This window comes from Burkholderiales bacterium, from assembly GCA_036262035.1.
Classification (GTDB): Bacteria; Pseudomonadota; Gammaproteobacteria; order Burkholderiales; family SG8-41; genus JAQGMV01.
Genome location: DATAJS010000027.1, coordinates 104458 through 121569, shown reverse-complemented (window position 1 = coordinate 121569; position 17112 = coordinate 104458). Strand labels below are relative to the sequence as shown.

The following is a 17112-nucleotide window of genomic DNA, read 5'->3' as shown; positions in this document are numbered from 1 at the left end:
CTCACGCGGTTTCCACCATCCCGGAATGTCGCAACAGCGCGTCGATCTTGGGCTCGCGCCCGCGGAACGCCTTGAACGATTCCAGCGCCGGGCGGCTGCCGCCCACGCTCAGGATCTCGTCCCAGAAGAGCTTGCCGGTGACCGGGTCGAGCACCCCGTGCTCCTCGAACAGGCTGTAGGCGTCGGCCGAGAGCACTTCCGCCCACTTGTAGCTGTAATAGCCGGCCGCGTAGCCGCCCGCGAAAATGTGCGAGAAGTTGTTCGGGAACCGGTTGTACGGCGGCGGCAGGATCACCGCGACCTGCGAGCGCACCCGTTCCAGCAGCTCCAGCGGAGTGGTCGCGCCTGCCGGGTCGTAGTCGTAGTGCAGGTGCAGGTCGAAGAGCGCGAACTCGAGCTGACGCACGGTGTGCAGCCCGCTCTGGAAGTTCTTGGCGGCGAGCATCTTGTCGAACAGGGCGCGCGGGAGCTTCGCACCGGTGTCGACGTGGCGCGTCATCGGCTCGACGACGTCCCACTCCCAGCAGAAGTTCTCCATGAACTGGCTCGGCAGCTCGACCGCGTCCCATTCGACGCCGTTGATGCCCGACACGCCGAGGTAGTCGACGCGCGTGAGCAGGTGGTGCAGCCCGTGGCCGAACTCGTGGAACAGCGTGATCACCTCGTCGTGGGTGAACACCGCCGGCTTGCCGCCGACCGGCGCCGAGAAGTTGCAGTTGAGGTACGCCACCGGCACCTGCACGCCGTTCGCCTTGCGGCGGCGGGTGATCGCCTCGTCCATCCACGCGCCGCCGCGCTTGGTCGGCCGCGCGTAGAGATCGACGTAGAACTCGCCCACGAGCGCGCCCGCGCGGTCGCGGATCGAGTAGAAGCGCACGTCGCCGTTCCAGAGCGGCGCCTCGGTGGACGCGATGGTCAGCCCGTAGAGCGTTTCGATCAGCTTGAACATGCCGGGCATGACCGTCGTCTCGGGGAAGTACTGCTTCACTTCCTGGTCCGAGAACGCGTAGCGCGCGACGCGCAGCTTCTCCGACGCGTAGGCGACATCCCACGCTTCGAGCTTGGGCAGGCCGAGCTCGGTCCGCGCGAAGTCGGCGAGCTCGTCGAGGTCGCGCTGGGCGTACGGCTTCGCGCGCAGCGCGAGCTCGTTCAGGAATTCGAGCACCTGCTGCGGCGTGTCGGCCATCTTCGGCGTCAGCGAGTACTCGGCGTAGCTCGCGAAGCCGAGCAGCTTCGCCATCTCGCGCCGCAGCCCGAGGATCTCGCCGATGAGCGGGGTATTGTTCCATTCGGGCTTGCCGAACTCGGACGCGCGCGTCACGTACGCCTTGTACATGAGCTCGCGCAACGGCCGGTGCTCGGCGTACTGCAGCACCGGCAGGTACGACGGGGCGTGCAGCGTGAATTTCCAGCCCTGGTTGGTGTCGGCTTCCGCCGCTTCGCGCGCCGCCTGCAGCACGTCGTCGGGGATGCCGGCGACGTGCTTCGGGTCGGTGACCGTATGCGTGAACGCGTTCGTCGCGTCGAGCAGGTTGTCCGAAAAGCGCGACGAGAGCTGCGACAGCCGCTCGCGGATCTCCATGAAGCGCGCCTTGTCCTTGTCGGCGAGCTCGGCGCCGCCGAGCCTGAAGTCGCGCAGCTCGTTCTCGATCACGCGTCTCTGCGCGGGCGCGAGCCGATCGAACGCGGGCGACTCGCGCAGCGCCTTGTACTTGGCGTACAGCCCCTGGTGCTGCGAGATCTCGGTGTAGTACTGCGTGATCTTCGGCAGGTTCGCGTTGTAGACCTCGCGCAGCTCCGGGCTGTTCATCACCGCGTTGAGGTGTCCCACCTGCCCCCATGCGCGCGACAGGCGCTCGTTGGCGTCTTCCAGCGGCTCGACGAAATCGTCCCAGGTGGCGGGAACGTCCGACGCGACCATGCGCTCGGTGAGCTCGCGGTTCTCGGCGATGAGGGTGTCGACGGCGGGGGTGACGTGCTCGGTCTTGAAATCCGCGAAGCGCGGCAGGCCGGAGAAATCGAGTAAAGGGTTCATCGGGGTTCTTCGAGCGGATGGGCGGAGGCGGCGGCCGCAGGCCGGCGCGGTGTGCAGCTTCTAGGCAAATATGAGGCCGCCGCCGCGAGGTTCAAGCGGCTCGCGCCGTTTGTGCGGGAGCCAGGACTAAGCGACTGATTTTACTACATCAATCGCCGTTAGTGTGCGCTTACGTCAAACCCGGCGGGCGGCGTCGCCGTTGGCGTGACGGCGCGTATTGGCCGGCTCGAAGACGACCTGCCCGTCGATGAGGGTGTAACAGACCCGGCCGACCATCTCGTAGCCGAGGTACGGGGTGTTCTTGCCCTGGCTTTTGAGCGCCGCCGGCTCGACCCGCCAGTGCCGCTCGGGATCGAAGATGCAGACGTCGGCGGCGCTGCCGACCGCGAGATGGCCGGCGTCGATACCGAGCACCCGGGCGGCGTCGCAGGTGATGCGTGAGATCGCGGTCGACAGCGGGAGATCGCTTTCGGCAGCCCATTTGAGGCTCAGGGGCAGGAGGAGCTCGAGGCCGGTCACGCCCGGCTCGGCTTCGCCGAAAGGAAGCTGCTTCGCGTCGTCATCGACCGGGGTGTGGTCGGAGCAGAGCGCGTCGATCGTGCCGTCGGCCAGACCGAGTCGCAGCGCGGTGCGGTCGCGCTGGCTGCGGAAAGGCGGCATCACCCGGCAGTTCGGGTCGAAGTAGCCGATGTCCATCTCGGAGAGGTGCGCGTGATGCACGGCTACGTCGCACGTGACCTTGATGCCGTCGGCCTTGGCGCGGCGGATCATGTCGACGCCTTCGGCGCTGGAGATGCGCGCGAGGTGCACCCGCGCTCCCGTCTCGCGCGCGAGCAGGAGGATGATCGAGAGCGCAGCTGTCTCGGCGCACACCGGAATCGCCGGCAGGCCGAGCCGCGTGGCGACCTGGCCGTCGTGCGCGACGCCGTTACGCCCCAGCGCCTGGTCCAGCGCGCGCAGCCACACCGCGAACCCGAAAGTCGACGCGTACTGCAACGCAAGGAACAGCACCTGGTTGTCGGCGAAGGGTGCGTCGGCCTGGGAGAACGCGACGCAGCCCGCGTCGCGCAACTCGGCCATCTCGGTGAGACGTTTGCCCTGCAATCTCTCGGTCAGCGCACCGATGGGATACACGCGAGCGCCGTTGAGAGACTTCGTGCGGTACTTGAGCATCTCGACGAGGCCCGGCTCGTCGAGCGGCGGATCGGTGTCGGGCGGGCACGCGAGGCTCGTCACCCCGCCCGCGACCGCGGCTTCCATCTCGGAATCGAGCGTCGCCTTGTATTCGAAGCCGGGCTCGCGCAGCCGCGCCGCGAGGTCCACCAGGCCGGGACAGACCACCATGCCGGTCGCGTCGATCGTGCGGTTCGCGCTCCAGCCGTTCGGCAGCTCGCCGATGCCGACGACCCTGCCCGCGGTGATGTACACGTCGCGCGCGGCGTCGACGCCGTGCTTGGGGTCGATCAACCGCCCGCCCTTGATATGAATTTTCATGCTGAAAATTCAGTGTCGAGTGTTGAGTGTTGAGTGTTTAGTGAAAAGCGCATCGGCGGTGACTCACGGGGTTTTGACGTTAACTCGACACTAAACACTTAACACTCAACACTGAGCATTTTGGGCCGGTCAGTTTCCGCCCAGGATGCTCATGACCGCCATGCGTATGGCGATGCCGAACGTGACCTGCGGCAGGATCACCGACTGCTTGCCGTCGGCGACGTTGGAATCGATCTCGACGCCGCGGTTCATGGGCCCGGGATGCAGCACGATCGCGTCGGGCTTGGCGAGCGCGAGCTTCTCCTCGGTGAGGCCGTAGTACTTGAAGAACTCCTGCGCGCTCGCGAGCAGCGCGCCCTGCATGCGCTCGTTCTGGAGCCTGAGCATCATCACCACGTCGACGTCCTTCAGGCCCTGCCGCATGTCGTGATAGACGTGCACGCCGAGGCCTTCGACGTTGGTCGGCAGCAGCGTCTTCGGACCGATCACCCGGATCTCCGGCACGCCGAGGATCGCGAGCGCATGAATATGCGACCGTGCGACGCGCGAATGGAGAATATCTCCGACTATGGCGACCCGCAGGTTCGAGAAGTCGCGCTTGTAGTGGCGGATCGTGAAGACGTCGAGCAGCCCCTGTGTCGGGTGCGCGTGGCGGCCGTCGCCGGCGTTGATCACGTGGATCTCGGGCGCGACGTGCTTCGCGATCAGGTACGGCGCGCCGCTGGACGCGTGCCGCACGATGAACATGTCGGCCTGCATCGCCGAGAGATTCGCCACGGTGTCGAGGACCGTCTCGCCCTTGGTTTGCGACGAGATGTTGATCGCGAGATTGATGACGTCGGCGGAGAGCCGCTTGGCCGCGATCTCGAACGTCGTGCGCGTGCGCGTCGAAGGCTCGAAGAATAGATTGAACACCGCTTTGCCGCGCAGCAGCGGCACCTTCTTCACTTCGCGCTGCGTCACGCCCACGAACGACTGGGCGGTGTCCAGGATCTGGCGCAGGATGGCGGCGGGCAGCCCCTCCAGGGAAAGGAGGTGGTGCAGCTCGCCGTTCTTGTTCAGTTGCGGATTCGACGGATCAAGCCACATCCGGTGCGCTTCTCTCGTGCCAGGCGAGCGTCAGGCGCCCGCGCTCGTCGCGTTTCAGTTCGATCGTCATGCCTTCGGGGACGTCGAGGGTGTCTGCGGTCCATTGCGCGGCGATCGGCAGCTCGCGCCCGCCGCGGTCGATGAGCGCTGCGAGCCGTATGCTCGCGGGCCTGCCGTAATCGAAGAGCTCGTTCATCGCCGCGCGGATGGTGCGGCCGGTGTAGAGCACGTCGTCGACGAGCACGAGCGGGCGCCCTTCGACTTCGAACGGGATGTTCGAGCGCTTCACGTTCCGATGCAGCCCGATCTTCTCGTAATCGTCGCGATAGAACGAGACGTCGAGCGTGGCGAGGGGGGTTTTTACGCCGAGCGCGTCGTGCAGGCGCTCGGCCAGCCAGACGCCGCCGGTGTGGATGCCGATGAGGCCCGTGTCCGGCCCGACATCGGGCTGCATTTTATGGATCAGCGCCGAAAGGAGCTGCTCGGCGTCAGGAGGCGGGGTGGGCACGGTGGTTGATTCGCGCGAAGTGCGCGAAGGGTACCACACCTACGTCGGCGCCGACGCGAAAAAAGCGGCGAGGATCTCGCTCGCGGCGGCCGCATCGAGCGTCGCTTTCATTCGCTCGCCGTGCACGCCCGCTTCCTTCAGGCGCGACTCCGCGGCGGCGGACGTCAGCCGTTCGTCCACCAGGGTGACCTCGATCCCGAACCGTCCATGGAGCCGGTTCGCGAAGCGGCGGGCGAGGCGGCTCACCTCGTGCTCGGTGCCGTCCTGGTGCATGGGAAGGCCGACGACCAGGCGCGACGGCTTCCATTCGTCGATGAGCCTGCCGATCTCGGCGAAGCGCGTGGTGTTGTCCTCGGCGCAGACGGTGGCGAGCGGATGAGCGATGCGCAAGCCGAGGTCGCCGACCGCGACGCCGATGCGCTTCTCGCCGAAATCAAACGCGAGCACGGTCGTGCTCACTGGGCGAACACGAGCACGGTGGTGCTCACGGCGGTCACGCGTGCCCGGCGGCGTCCGAAAGGTTGGCGTAGTCGACGCCGAGGAGGTTCATCGCCGCGGGCAGGCGCTCGTCGGCGGGCAGGTCGAAGATCACCTCGGGCTTGGCCTGCACCGTGAGCCACGCGTTCTGCGCGAGCTCGTGCTCGAGCTGTCCCGGCGCCCAGCCGGCGTAACCGAGCGTCACCAGGATCTGCCGCGGGCCCTGGCCGCGCGCGACCGCTTCGAGGATGTCCTTGGACGTCGTGAGACCGAGATCGGGGGAGACCTTGAGCGTCGACTGCCAGTCGCCGACCGGGGTGTGCAGCACGAAGCCGCGATCGACCTGCACCGGTCCGCCGAAGTGCACCGCCACCGACTTCCAGGCGTCGGTATCGGGGGCGATGCTCACCTGCTCGAGCAGCGAGTGCAGGTTCATCTCGATCGGCCGGTTCACCACGATGCCCAGCGCGCCCTGGTCGTTGTGCTCGCACACGAACGTCAGCGACTTCGCGAAATGCGGGTCCGCCATCGCGGGCATGGCGATCAGGAAGTGGTGAGTCAGGTTTACCTTCTGCATGGGGTGGAAGTGTAGCGCAGGCGCAATCGCCTGCAGAAAAAGGGACCCTGCTTTGGCAGGCGGGGCGCCTGCGCTACTTACGCCAGAAAGCGGGGGTGAATATGACCAGCACGGTCAGCAGCTCCAGACGCCCCAGCAACATTGCGATCGAGCATACCCACGTTTGGAAGTCGGAAAGGACCGAGAAGTTCGCCGCCGGGCCGATTTCGTGCAGTCCGGGACCGATGTTGTTGAGCGAGGCGACGGCCGCGGAGAACGCGGTGAGCAGGTCGAGCCCCGACAGCGTCAGCACCAGCGTCGTGGTGACCAGCGTGGCGAGCCATGCGAAGAAGAACGCGAGCACCGCGAACACCACCTGGTTCGGCACCACGCGGTTCTGGATCTTCAGCGGCGAGATCGCGTTGGGGTGGGCGAGCTTGTTGAGCTCGCGCGCCATCTGCCGCGACAGGATGATCGCGCGGATCATCTTGATGCCGCCGCCGGCCGAGCCCGAGCACGCCGCGAACGTGCCGAGGAACATGAGCCACAGCGGCGCGAACACCGGCCACTGCGCGTAATCGACCGTCGCGTAGCCGGTGTTGGTCGCGACCGAGATCGTGTTGAACGCGGCGTAACGCAGCGCGTCCGCGAAGTCTTCGTAGACGCCGCGGCTCCACAGAAAGAAGCTGATGCCGGCGACGCTGAGCACGAGCACGAGCAGATAATAGGGCAGCTCGGTGTCGAGCTTCGCCGCGGCGAAGCTGCGCGACTGCCAGATGCGGAAGTGGGTCGCGAAGTTGATGCCGGCGAGCGTCATGAAGACGATCGCCACGATCTCGATCGGCAGCGAGTCGTAGAAGCCGATGCTCGCATCGTGCGAAGAGAAGCCCCCGAGCGAGAGCGTGGTGAAGCTGTGGATCAGCGCATCGAGCCAGTCCATGCCGGCCATCTTGTAGGCGAGCAGGCACGCCAGCGTCAGCGCGAAATACACGATCCACAGACCTTTCGCGGTCTGCGTCATGCGCGGCGTGAGCTGGTCGTCCTTCATCGGGCCGGGAATCTCGGCTTTGGTGATCTGGCGCCCGCCGACGCCGATCATCGGCAGCACCGCGACCACCAGCACGATGACGCCCATGCCGCCCAGCCACTGCAGCTCGGCGCGCCACACGTTGAGCGAAGGCGCGAGATCGTCGAGGCCGTCGATCAGCGTCGCGCCGGTCGCGGTCAGCGCCGACATCGCCTCGAAATACGAATCGGTGAAGGTCAGGCCGAGCGCCATCAGGAGCGGAAGCGCCGCGAACAGCGCGCCGCCGATCCACACCAGCGCGATGAAGAGGATGCCTTCCCTGAGCTGGAGCTCGCGCCGCGTGCCGCGCGTCGGGAACCAGAGCATCAGGCCGCTCACGAAGTTCACCGCGAGCGCGATCGCGAAGACGTCGGAGATGCCGTCGTCCGTCCACAGCGATACCCCGAGCGGGAGCAGATACGACAGGCTCATCGCCATCGCGACGAGGCCGAGGATCGGCAGGCTGGCGGTGATCCACATTTAGCGGGTCACAGGAAGCTCACGTTCACCTGGAAGAGCTTCTCGACCTTCGGCACGTTGCGCTTGTTCACCACGAAGACGATCACGTGGTCGTCGGGCTCGATCACCACGTCGTGGTGCGCCATGATCACCTGGTAATCCCACACGCCCGTGCTGTCGCCGCGCGCCGCTTCCTTCGCGGTGCGGCGGACGATCGCGCCGATGGTGGCGCCCTTGGGCAGGTCGAGCTCCTCGATCTTGCGGCCGACGACCTTGGAGGACCGGGCATCGCCGTGCGCGACGAGCTCGAGCGCCTCGGCCGCGCCCCGGCGCAGCGAGTGCACCGCCACGCAGTCGCCGCGCCGCACGCGCGCGAGCAGCGTGCCGATCGTCGTCTGTGCGGGCGAGATGGCGATGTCGATCTGGCCGCTCTGCACGAGGTTCACGTAGCTCGAGCGATTGATGAGCGCGATCACCTTGCGCACGCCCATGCGCTTGGCGAGCAGCGCGCTCATGATGTTGTTCTCGTCGTCGTTGGTGAGCGCGCAGTAGACGTCCATCTCGCCGATGTTCTCCTCGTGCAGGAGCTCCTCGTCGGAGACGTCGCCGGCGAGCACCAGCGTGCTGTCGAGGTCGGCGGCGAGCTTCTCGGCGTTCGCCTTGTTGAACTCGATGAGCTTGACCTCGTAGCGCTTCTCGATCTGCTTGGCGAGCCTGCGACCGATGTTGCCGCCGCCGCCGATCATCACCCGCTTCACCGGCTTGTCCATGCGCCGCAGCTCGCGCAGGATGCCGCGGATGTTCTTCGTCGCGGCGAGGAAGAACACTTCGTCGCCGGCTTCGACCACGGTGTCGCCCTGCGGGATGATCGGCGCCTCCTGGCGGAAGATCGCCGCCACTCGGGCGTCGATGTTCGGCATGTGGTTCTTCAGGTGCGAGATCGCGTGGCCGACGAGGGGACCGCCGTGGAACGCGCGCACCGCGACGAGGCTCACGCGCCCGTCGGCGAACTCCAGCACCTGCAGCGCTTCGGGAAACTCGAGCAGCTTGGCGATGTAATCGGTCAGGACCTGCTCGGGGCAGATCGCCGAATCGACCGAGAAGTTCTCGGGCGAGAAGATCTCGGGGTGCGACAGGTAATCGGCCGAGCGGATGCGCGCGATCTTGGTGGGGATGTTGAACATCGTCGCCGCGAGCTTGCACGCGACCATGTTGGTCTCGTCGCTCTGCGTGACCGCGAGGATCATGTCGGCGTCGCGCGCACCGGCCTCCTCGAGCACCGCCGGATGCGCGGCGTTGCCGACGAAAGTCCTGAGGTCGAAGCGGTCCTGCAGTTTCTTAAGCCGGTCGCCCGAGAGGTCGACGACGGTGATGTCGTTCTGTTCGGAGACCAGGTTTTCGGCGACCGAAGAGCCGACCTGGCCCGCGCCGAGGATGACGATTTTCAAGGCTGTCGCCCAAACCGCGAAAACTGCGAATTCTAGTCCTGCGCGATGCCCGGAGCCAGCGAAGGGTGCGGCATAATCGCGGCGCAATGGCCAGAACCATCCGCGTCTACGTTCCCGACGAAATCCCGCCCCACGGCATCTTCGAGGCGCCCGCCGAAGCCGCGCACCATCTGCTCCACGTGCTGCGGCTCGGCGAGGGCGACGTGTGCATCGTCTTCGACGGCAGGGGCCTGGAGTATCCCGCCACCATCGAGCGCATCGGCAAATCGGCGGTGACGCTGCGCGTCGCCGATCCGCGCGAGGTCGATCGCGAGTCGCCGCTGTCGGTCACGCTCGCCCAGGGCATCTCGAGCGGCGAGCGCATGGACTACACCGTGCAGAAAGCGGTCGAGCTCGGGGTGGCCGCGATACAGCCGCTCGCCACCGAGCGCAGCGTCGTACGTCTCTCCGGCGAGCGGGCGGTCAAGCGCGTGGCGCACTGGCAGGGCATCGCGGTCGCGGCGTGCGAGCAGTCGGGCCGCAACCGGGTGCCGGAGGTCGCGCCGGTGGCGAGCGTGACCGGCTGGCTCGCGCAATTGCCGCCGGATGCGCTGAAGCTGACGCTCTCTCCCGACGCGGCATCGAGCCTGCGTGACCTGCAACGACCCGAACGCTCGATCGCGCTCTTCATCGGGCCCGAGGGCGGGCTCTCACCGCGCGAGCAGGAAGACGCGAGCGCCGCCGGCTTCCAGGGCGTGCGCCTCGGGCCGCGCGTGTTGCGCACCGAGACTGCGGCGCTCGCCGCGCTCGCGGCGATGCAGGCGCTCTGGGGCGATTTCTGAACGTTAAGGAATCTGTGGAACTTTGTTCCAGAGATTCCTGACGCGTAAGGCTTTTCCTTACAGACGTTGTCGCATAATATCTGTTATTTACCGGCGAGCCTGGCATGCTCGTGCTCGACGTCAGCAGGAGTATTCCAAATTACGCAAAGACAGGACACGCCAGGGGGGGATAACGGCGCAGCCGGCTCGGCGGTGGCTCGGCGTCACCGCCTGTCGAGCCAGGATCGCTTCATCGACTGGTTCCAGTCGGTCGCCCCGTACATCCACGCGTTTCGCGGCAAGGTCTTCGTCATCGCATTCGGCGGCGATCTCGCGAGCGACGGACGCTTCTACGATCTGACGCACGACCTCAACCTGCTCGCCGCGCTCGGCGTGCATCTCGTGCTCGTCCACGGCTCGCGCCAGCAGATCGAAGCGCGTCTCGCCGAGCGCGGGCACCAGAGCCGCTTCCACCGCGGCCTGCGCGTGACCGACGACATCGCGCTCGCGGCGGCCAAGGAGGCGAGCGGCCGTCTGCGCGTGGAGATCGAAGCGTGGCTGTCGATGGGGCTTCCGAACTCGCCGATGGCGGGCGCCGACATCCGCGTCGCGAGCGGCAACTTCATCACCGCCAAGCCGATCGGCGTGCTCGACGGCATCGATTTCATGCACACCGGCGAAGTGCGCAAGGTCGACGCGGTCGCGATCCAGCGCCGCCTCGCCGACAACGAGCTCGTGCTGCTCTCGCCCCTGGGGTACTCGCCCACCGGTGAAGTGTTCAACCTCGCGCTCGAAGACGTCGCGGCGTCGACCGCGGCCGCGCTGCAGGCGGAGAAGCTCATCTTCATGATGGACACGCCGGGCGTGCCGAGCCGCCGCGGCGAGCTCCAGCGCGAGCTCACGGTGAAGAGCGCGAAATCGATCATCGCGCGCGCCGGCCACGCGGACACCGACGTGCATTTCTATCTGCCCGCGGCGGTCCGGGCCATCGAGCAGGGTGTTGCGCGCGCGCATCTCATCTCGGGGCACATCGACGATTCGCTGCTGCTCGAGCTCTTCACGCACAAGGGCGTCGGCACGCTGATCACGCCCGACCCGATCCAGACGCTGAGAAGCGCCCGGCCCGAGGACATCGGCGGCATCCTGCAGTTGATCGAGGCGCTCGAGTCCGAAGGCGTCCTCGTCAAGCGCAACCGCGGCCTGCTCGAAAGCGAGATCGGCCGCTTCGTCGTGATCGAGCACGATGGCATCGTCATCGCATGCGCGGCGCTGTACCCGTTTCCGGAAGAGCGCGTCGGCGAGCTCGCGGCGCTGGCGGTGCATCCCCACTTCCGCAGCCAGGGCGCGGGCGAGCGCCTGGTGTCCGAGATCGAGGCCCGCGCGAAACGCATGAAGTTGAAGCGCCTGTTCGTCCTGACGACGCGCGCCGAGCACTGGTTCGTCGAGCGCGGCTTCACCGAGACCGGGATCGAAGACCTCCCGGCGCCCAAACGCGAGCTCTACAACTGGCAGCGCCGTTCGGTGGTGCTGATGAAGCGGATTTGAAGGCGCGCGCTCCCCAGGAGAGGCGCGCGGCCGCACAGGCGCTGCGCAGCTATCTGCCGCTGCGCTCGCGGCTGCTGCTCGCGAGCGCGGTGATCCAGCTGCTGATGCTGGGTCTGCTGGTGTACAACGCGATCAGCGTGATGGACGACAAGCTCGTCGAGCGCGCGCGCATCCATCTCGAAGAGCAGAAGCAGCTCCTCAACGCGGCGCTCGCGCCCGCGCTCGTGCAGGGCGACCGCGGCCGGCTCCAGGAAGCGCTCGACGCCGCGCGCCGCGAGCAGGCGTTCAGCTATCTCGTCCTGTTCGACCGCAAAGGCAAGGCGGTCGCCGCGAGCGGCTGGGATCGGAAACGTCCGCTACCCGCGCGCGAAGACCTGCTGTGGGCGCGCGACGACGACGGCGTCTTCGACACCGACGTCGAGCTTCGCTTCGGCGCGGAGCGGCAGGGACGGCTCGCGATCGGCGTGCCGGTGCATTACCTCAAGACCGCGCGCACCGAGCTCATCCGCGAGAACCTCGCGGTCGGCCTGCTGCTGGTCATCCTCGGCACCGGCTCGATGGTCGCGGTGGCGTACTGGATCACGCGCCATCTCACCCGGCTTTCGGCCGCGAGCGCGCAGCTCGCGGCGGGCGACCTGTCGGTGCGGCTGCCGGTGCGCGGCAAGGACGAGGTGGCGCAGCTCACGCACGCGTTCAACACCATGGCCGAAGCGCTGGCGAGCCGCATCGCCGCGATCGCCGACGGACAGGAGAAGTTCAACGCGATCGCCGATTACAGCTACGACTGCGAGCTGTGGATCAGCCCCGAGGGCCGCCTCATCTGGATCAACCCGCGCGTGCACGACATGTTCGGCTACACGCCCGAGGAATGCATGCGCGTGTCGAACTTCCCCGCGCCGTTCATCGCGCCCCCCGACGCGGGCCGCGTGATGCGCCAGATCCGCAGGGCGCTGCGCGGCAACACCGGGCAGGACTTCGAGTTCCACGCGCTCCGCAAGGACGGCAGCGAGTTCTGGGCGGCGGCGGACTGGCGCGCGATCTACGACCGCGGCCGCACGTACCAGGGCATCCGCATCAGCATCCGCGACATCACGCAGCGCAAGGAGGCGGAGCAGCGTCTCGAGATGACCGTGGTCGAGCTGCGCGACGCGCAGGGCGTGCAGCAGGAATACCTCGGACGCGCGCAGGACGAGCACGCGCGGCTCGCCGCGCTGCTCGGCGCGATGGACGTCGGCATCCTGTTCGTCTCCGAGGATGATCGCGTCATCTACAGCAATCCCGCGTTCGGCCGCATGTGGCCGCTGCCGCCGTCGGCGAACACCGTCGGCGCGGCGCCCGAAGAGCTCCTCGAGATCTGCACGCCGGCGCTCGCGCGGCCCGGCGATCAGGCGCGCCACCTCCTGCGCAAGGGGCAGGGCATCGAGTCCTCGCCCGCGTACGAGCTGCAGATGGCGGACGGCCGCCTCGTCACGCAGCAGGGGCACGCGGTGCTGGACACGTCCGGGCGCCACGTCGGCTACCTGTGGCTGTTCGAGGACGTGACGCGCGAGCGCCAGACCGCCGACCAGCTCATCTATCTCGCCGAGCGCGACGCGCTGACCGGCCTCTACAACCGTCACCGCTTCAACGAAGAGCTCGCGCGCATGATCGCCGACGCGCAGCGCCACGGCTCGAGGCTCGCACTGCTGTTCTTCGATCTCGACGACTTCAAGTACATCAACGACACCTTCGGCCATCGCGCGGGCGACGCGATGCTGATCCGCGTCGCCGGCGAGGTCGCGGGGCAGGTGAGGCGCAACGAGCTCTTCAGCCGCCTCGGCGGCGACGAGTTCGCGATCCTCGTGCCCGACATCTCGGACGACATGCTGCGCATCCTCGCCGAGCGCATCACGCGCTCGATCGCGACGGTGCGCTTCCAGTTCGAAGGCGAGAACCTGCGGCTCACCACCAGCGTCGGCATCGCGGTCTATCCGGACCATGCGGACAACGCCGAAGACCTCATCGCGCGTGCCGACATGGCGATGTACCAGGCGAAGGAAGCGGGCAAGAACGCGTGGCGGAGCTACCGCAGCGAGCTCGACACGTCCATGCAGATGGTCTCGCGCCTGTCGTGGAACGACCGCATCCTGCACGCGCTCGAGAACCGCCTCATGATGCTCCAGTTCCAGGGCATCTATTCGACCAGCGACCGCTCGCTGTCGCATTTCGAGGTGCTGGTGCGCATGCGCGACAAGGACGACACGCAGCGCATGCTCATGCCGGGGCAGTTCATCCCGATGGCGGAGAAGTCGGGCAAGATCATCGACATCGACCGCTGGGTGCTGCGCGAATCGATCGAGATGCTCGCCGACTCGCGCTCGGTGCCGGCGCTCGCCGTAAACATCTCGGGGCGCTCGTTCGACGAGCCGACGCTGCCGCAGTACATCGCCGAGCAGTTGAAGCGCTGCGGCGTGAGCCCGCGCCGGCTCCTCGTGGAGCTCACCGAGACCTCCGCGGTGTCCGACCTGCACGACGCCCAGCGCTTCATCGAGGCGCTGCGCCAGACCGGTTGCGGCGTGTGCCTGGACGATTTCGGCACGGGCTTCTCGTCGTTCGCGTATCTGAAGCACCTGCAGGCGGACGCGGTGAAGATCGACGGCCTCTTCATCCGCAACCTGCCGCACGACTACGACAACCAGCTCTTCGTGAAGGCGATCGTGTCGGTGGCGCGCGGGCTGCACAAGACGACCATCGCGGAATGCGTCGAGGACGAAGCGACGCTGCAGATGCTCAAGGAGTTCCGCGTCGACTGCGTGCAGGGCTACCACCTGGAAAAGCCGTCGGGCGACCACCCGCTGCTGGTCGAGGTGATGGAACGAAACCTCGAGCTTCCCTTGGGGGCGTAAAAAAGCGATTTGAACCGCAAAGGACGCAAAGGACGCAAAGGAACGCGATTCGGTCGCGTAGGTTTTAATTGTTCTTGCTTGGTTTTCCTTGGCGTCCTTTGCGTCCTTTGCGTCCTTGGCGGTTAATTTGCTTTTCGCGTTTTCAGGTCGACGGCGGGACGTAGCCTTGTGCCTTATCCGCCCCCTCCCCGAAGAAATGCTTCTCCATCTGCTGCGCGAGGTAATCGCGCGCTTTCTTGTCGGCGAGGTTGAGGCGGTTCTCGTTGACGAGCATGGTCTGGAGTCCCATCCACTCCTTCCACGCTTCCTTCGAGACGTTGTCGTAGATGCGCTTGCCCAGCGGGCCGGGATAGGGCGGGAAATCGAGGCCTTCCGCTTCGCGTCCCAGCTTCACGCAATTCACCATTCTGGCCATACGTAATCCTTTAACGCTTCATCGTCTGCACGCCGCCCGCCGTGCCGAGCAGCAGCACGTCGGCGCCGCGGCGCGCGAACAGTCCGTTGGTGACGACGCCGGCAATCTGATTGATCTCGCCTTCGAGCGCGACGGGCTCGGCGATCTCCAGGTTGTAGACGTCGAGTATCCAGTTGCCGTTGTCGGTCACCGTGCCCTGGCGCCACTCGGGCTGGCCGCCGAGCTTCACCAGCTCGCGCGCGACGTGCGAGCGTGCCATCGGGATCACCTCGACCGGCAGCGGGAATTTGCCGAGCACATCGACGAGCTTGCTCTGGTCCGCGATGCACACGAAGCTGCGCGACACCGCGGCGACGATCTTCTCGCGCGTGAGCGCGCCGCCGCCGCCCTTGATCATCGAGAGAGTCCGGTTCACCTCGTCGGCGCCGTCGACGTAGACCTCGAGCTGCAGCACCGAGTTCAGGTCGACGACCTGTATCCCGTGCGCTTTCAGCCGCTGCGCGGTCGCTTCCGAGCTCGCCACCGCGCCGTCGAAGCGATGCTTGATCCTGCCGAGCTCTTCGATGAAGAAGTTCGCGGTCGAGCCGGTGCCGACGCCGATGATGCCACCCATCGGCACGTGGTCGATCGCCGCCCGGGCGACCGCTTGTTTCAGTTCGTCCTGAGTCATGAAACGATGTTAGCAGAGTAGCGCAGGCGCCTCGCCTGCTCGAACGCCGCGGCTGCGGCGAGGGCGCCTGCGCTAAACTTCCCGCGATGAAAAAAGCGGATTACCTCGAGCGCATCCTCAACGCGCGGGTGTACGACGTCGCGATCGAGAGCCCGCTCGAGGTCGCGCCGAACCTCACCCGGCGCCTGGGCAACACGGTCCTCCTGAAGCGCGAGGACATGCAGCCGGTGTTCAGCTTCAAGCTGCGCGGCGCCTACAACAAGATGACACAGCTCGCGCCCGAAGCCTTGAAGCGCGGCGTGATCGCGGCCTCCGCCGGCAACCACGCGCAGGGCGTCGCCCTCGCCGCGCAGAAGCTCGGCTGCACCGCCACCATCGTCATGCCGGTCACGACGCCGCAGATCAAGGTCGACGCGGTGCGCGCGCGCGGCGCCGAAGTCGTGCTGTACGGAGATTCGTACAGCGACGCCTACGAGCAGGCGCGCGAGCTCGAGTCGTCGCAGGGACTGACCTTCGTCCACCCCTACGACGACCCCGACGTGATCGCGGGCCAGGGCACGATCGCGATCGAGATCCTCCGTCATTGCACGACACCCATCCATGCGATCTTCGTTCCGATCGGCGGCGGCGGGCTCATCGCCGGCATCGCCGCGTACGCCAAACGCCTGCGGCCCGACATCCGCATCATCGGCGTCGAGCCGATCGACGCCGACGCGATGAGGCGCTCGCTGAAGACGGGCCGCCGCGTGAAGCTCGACCAGGTCGGGCTGTTCGCGGACGGCGTCGCGGTGAAGCAGGTGGGAAGCGAGACGTTTCGCCTCTGCAAGGGGCTCGTGGACGACGTGATCCTCGTCGACACCGACGCGATGTGCGCCGCGATCAAGGACGTTTTCGAGGACACCCGCGCGATCCTCGAGCCGGCGGGCGCGCTCGCGATCGCCGGCGCCAAGGCGTACGTCAAGGCGACCGGTATCCGCGGCGAGACGCTCGTCGCGATCGCCTCGGGCGCGAACATGAACTTCGACCGCCTGCGCTTCGTCGCCGAGGAAGCCGAGCTCGGCGAAGCGCGCGAAGCGGTCGTCGCGGTGACGATCCCCGAGCGCCCCGGCAGCTTCCGCACCTTCTGCTCGCTCGTCGGCGCGCGCAACATCACCGAGTTCAACTACCGCTACGCGAGCGCGAAGGCGGCGCACGTCTTCGTCGGCGTGCAGGTGAAGGACCGCGCCGAGGCCGACGAGCTCGTCGCGACGCTGAAGCGCCACGGTCTTGCCGCGCTCGATTTCACCGATAACGAGCTGGCCAAGCTCCACGTGCGCCATCTCGTCGGCGGCCACGCGCCCGCGGTCGAGAACGAGATTCTCTACCGTTTCGAGTTCCCGGAGCGCCCGGGGGCGCTCATGCGCTTTCTCGAGGCGATGGGCGGCGGCTGGAACATCAGCCTGTTCCATTACCGCAACCACGGCGCGGACTATGGCCGCGTGCTCGTCGGCATGCAGGTCCCGGCCCGCGACAAGAAAAAATTCGAAGCCTTCCTCCAGGAGCTCGGCTATCCCTATACCGACGAGAGCCGCAATCCGGCTTACCGCCTTTTTCTCGCGTAGCGCAGGCGCCTCGCCTGCTTCGGCCGCAGGCGAGAGCGCCTGCGCTGCTTTTTTGTTTCCGTCG

14 protein-coding genes are annotated in these 17112 nt (G+C 66.9%); 4 read left to right on the top strand and 10 right to left on the bottom strand.

The annotated features are described in order from the left end of the window. Position 1 precedes the first annotated feature (1 nt). The 8 genes from VHP37_26850 to trkA form a co-directional block, all read right to left on the bottom strand. On the bottom strand, positions 2-2035 hold the full coding sequence (locus tag VHP37_26850; GenBank protein ID HEX2829995.1) for a M3 family metallopeptidase: 2034 nt from the start codon (positions 2033-2035) through the stop codon (positions 2-4). A gap of 174 nt (positions 2036-2209) precedes the next feature. Continuing rightward, positions 2210-3529, bottom strand: a complete 1320-nt coding sequence (locus VHP37_26845) for a dihydroorotase (protein ID HEX2829994.1) — start codon at positions 3527-3529, stop codon at positions 2210-2212. 129 nt (positions 3530-3658) lie between these two features. Next, positions 3659-4618, bottom strand: a complete 960-nt coding sequence (locus VHP37_26840; GenBank protein ID HEX2829993.1) for an aspartate carbamoyltransferase catalytic subunit — start codon at positions 4616-4618, stop codon at positions 3659-3661. Next, the gene (gene pyrR, locus VHP37_26835) at positions 4608-5072 is read right to left on the bottom strand and encodes a bifunctional pyr operon transcriptional regulator/uracil phosphoribosyltransferase PyrR (protein ID HEX2829992.1); all 465 of its coding nucleotides are present in this window, start codon (positions 5070-5072) and stop codon (positions 4608-4610) included. The genes VHP37_26840 and pyrR overlap by 11 nt, the downstream gene beginning before the upstream one ends. A gap of 93 nt (positions 5073-5165) precedes the next feature. Then, entirely contained in the window at positions 5166-5573 is a 408-nt protein-coding gene (ruvX, locus tag VHP37_26830) for a Holliday junction resolvase RuvX (protein HEX2829991.1), read from the bottom strand. A 46-nt stretch (positions 5574-5619) separates the two neighbouring features. Then, positions 5620-6180 (bottom strand): YqgE/AlgH family protein, encoded by a 561-nt coding sequence (locus tag VHP37_26825; GenBank protein HEX2829990.1) that lies wholly within the window; start codon positions 6178-6180, stop codon positions 5620-5622. A gap of 73 nt (positions 6181-6253) precedes the next feature. Then, complete coding sequence (locus tag VHP37_26820) at positions 6254-7705, bottom strand: potassium transporter TrkG (GenBank protein HEX2829989.1); 1452 nt, start codon at positions 7703-7705, stop codon at positions 6254-6256. An 8-nt stretch (positions 7706-7713) separates the two neighbouring features. Further along, positions 7714-9132 (bottom strand): Trk system potassium transporter TrkA, encoded by a 1419-nt coding sequence (gene trkA / locus VHP37_26815; GenBank protein HEX2829988.1) that lies wholly within the window; start codon positions 9130-9132, stop codon positions 7714-7716. Positions 9133-9218: 86 nt separating this feature from the next. Between trkA and VHP37_26810 the strand changes: the two genes are divergently transcribed. The 3 genes from VHP37_26810 (at position 9219) to VHP37_26800 (ending at position 14362) form a co-directional block, all read left to right on the top strand. Further along, on the top strand, positions 9219-9953 hold the full coding sequence (locus tag VHP37_26810; protein HEX2829987.1) for a 16S rRNA (uracil(1498)-N(3))-methyltransferase: 735 nt from the start codon (positions 9219-9221) through the stop codon (positions 9951-9953). 192 nt (positions 9954-10145) lie between these two features. Continuing rightward, on the top strand, positions 10146-11477 hold the full coding sequence (gene argA, locus VHP37_26805) for an amino-acid N-acetyltransferase (protein HEX2829986.1): 1332 nt from the start codon (positions 10146-10148) through the stop codon (positions 11475-11477). After that, positions 11474-14362: an EAL domain-containing protein gene (locus VHP37_26800; GenBank protein HEX2829985.1), complete on the top strand. Its 2889-nt coding sequence runs from the start codon at positions 11474-11476 to the stop codon at positions 14360-14362. The genes argA and VHP37_26800 overlap by 4 nt, the downstream gene beginning before the upstream one ends. A gap of 142 nt (positions 14363-14504) precedes the next feature. Here the strand turns inward: VHP37_26800 and VHP37_26795 are convergent, their stop codons facing one another. Next, positions 14505-14777: an oxidative damage protection protein gene (locus tag VHP37_26795; GenBank protein ID HEX2829984.1), complete on the bottom strand. Its 273-nt coding sequence runs from the start codon at positions 14775-14777 to the stop codon at positions 14505-14507. 10 nt (positions 14778-14787) lie between these two features. Beyond that, positions 14788-15447, bottom strand: coding sequence for a ribose-5-phosphate isomerase RpiA (gene rpiA, locus VHP37_26790; protein ID HEX2829983.1), 660 nt, complete (start codon positions 15445-15447; stop codon positions 14788-14790). Positions 15448-15533: 86 nt separating this feature from the next. Between rpiA and ilvA the strand changes: the two genes are divergently transcribed. Beyond that, positions 15534-17048 carry a threonine ammonia-lyase, biosynthetic gene (gene ilvA, locus VHP37_26785; protein ID HEX2829982.1) on the top strand — a complete coding sequence of 505 codons (1515 nt, stop codon included), beginning with the start codon at positions 15534-15536 and terminating at the stop codon, positions 17046-17048. Positions 17049-17112 lie beyond the last annotated feature (64 nt).